A 1,654-nucleotide genomic window follows, 5' to 3' on the forward strand; every position below is an offset into this window, starting at 1 on the left:
GATAAATATATTTTGTCGGGTTCTGTTGCAAAGTTAGAAAAAGTATAGCTAATCACATTAGGTATTCTTCAAACTAATATTGAATAGTAGCAGTCAACTCTAAAACTCCTTCACCTATATTAAAGTAACTATGTTCTGAATCTGATTCAAAAGATATAGCTTGCTTTTCTTTAACGATACTAACATGTTTTCCTACTTTTATCTTTAGTGTACCTTTATTCACTATTATAAATTCTCTAGAATTCTCTTCATGTCCTTTTGAATATAAAGAACCATCTATTTTGAAATTCATACTGAACATTTCAAAATTTTTATTTTTATCGTAAGGAAAGTATGGGAAAACAGTGACTGTTTTATCAATACTGTAAATTGGATTAATGTATCTATTGTCTATAAATTGAACTGTTGATTCTTTTTTATTAATTAAAGAAGATATTGGTATTTGAAGTCCATTTGCTAAATTAACTAAAGTATTTATCGTAGGGTTACCTTCTCCTTTTTCAATTATACTTAATACATTTTTACTCACATTTGTAAGTTTAGAAGTTTTTTCCAAACTTAAATTTTTCGCTTTCCTATATTTATATAAGTTAGAGGCAACAACATCATTTATATTATCCAAAATAATACCTCCTTTTAAAGTCTTGTAAATTATTGTAACATATAAAGTGAAATTTGTTCTCTATATGTTACAATAGGAGGTTTTTATGAAAAGAAATACAGATACATCTATAAATTGGTTTCTTTTTATAGGTATTTTACTCATAGGTGCTAATTTAAGAGCACCTATTACATCTGTGGGCGTGGCCTTACATTCAATAAAAGAAACTTTTTCTCTTTCTAATGGTTTACTTAGTATTATAGCAGTCATTCCATTAGTTGCGTTTGCAATAATTTCACTTTTTGCTTCTAAAATAGGTGAAATTTTTGGTATGAATAAAACATTATTTGTTGCCCTTATTTTTATTTTTGTAGGTATTATTTTAAGAAGTATTACCATACTGCCGTTTATATATATAGGAACAACCTTAATAGGTATCGGAATTGCATTTGGCAATGTTTTAACTCCCGGTGTCATTAAATCCAATTTTCCTCTTAGAATCGGAATAATGACAGCATATTATACAGTAGTAATGAATATATTTGGCAGCTTATCTTCATTTGTAACATCTCCTATTTTAAAAGTCTCTAATTACAATATCGCTTTAGGAATAATAGGATTGATAACTTTACTCACAATTTTTATTTGGGCGTTTCAACTTAAACATAACCAAAAAAGCAATAATCCCCATATGATTAATAACACCAATGTTTGGAAACATTCTATAGCTTGGCAAATTACGTTACTAATGGGTAGTCAATCTTTAATATTTTATTCACTTATAAATTGGTTACCACAATATCTCTCAACATATGACATATCTTCTGATCTTGCCGGGTTATATCTAGCTCTATTACAACTTGCAATTATTCCATTGACTTTTATCACGCCAATAATAGTAACAAAGATGAAGTCTCAAATAGGAGTTACAATATTTACAGGTACTTTATTTATAGTAGGTATTCTGATTATGATGTTTATACCTCAGATGTCTCTCTATTCTTTAATTATTATTGGCATTGCCAGTGGTATAGCTTTTGGACTGGTTAACAC

2 protein-coding genes are annotated in these 1,654 nt (G+C 28.1%); one reads left to right on the forward strand and one right to left on the reverse strand.

Annotated features, from left to right (window positions below; genetic code table 11):
• Positions 1 to 73: 73 nt before the first annotated feature.
• Positions 74 to 622 (reverse strand): helix-turn-helix domain-containing protein, encoded by a 549-nt coding sequence (locus tag HMPREF2937_RS03775; protein ID WP_070625301.1) that lies wholly within the window; start codon positions 620 to 622, stop codon positions 74 to 76.
• Between the two features lie 85 nt (positions 623 to 707).
• Here HMPREF2937_RS03775 and HMPREF2937_RS03780 point away from each other — a divergent pair.
• Positions 708 to 1,654: MFS transporter (locus HMPREF2937_RS03780; RefSeq protein WP_070864061.1), on the forward strand; the 947-nt coding region annotated here is incomplete at its 3' end.

Source organism: Staphylococcus sp. HMSC061G12 (assembly GCF_001838465.1).
Lineage (GTDB): Bacteria > Bacillota > Bacilli > Staphylococcales > Staphylococcaceae > Staphylococcus > Staphylococcus simulans.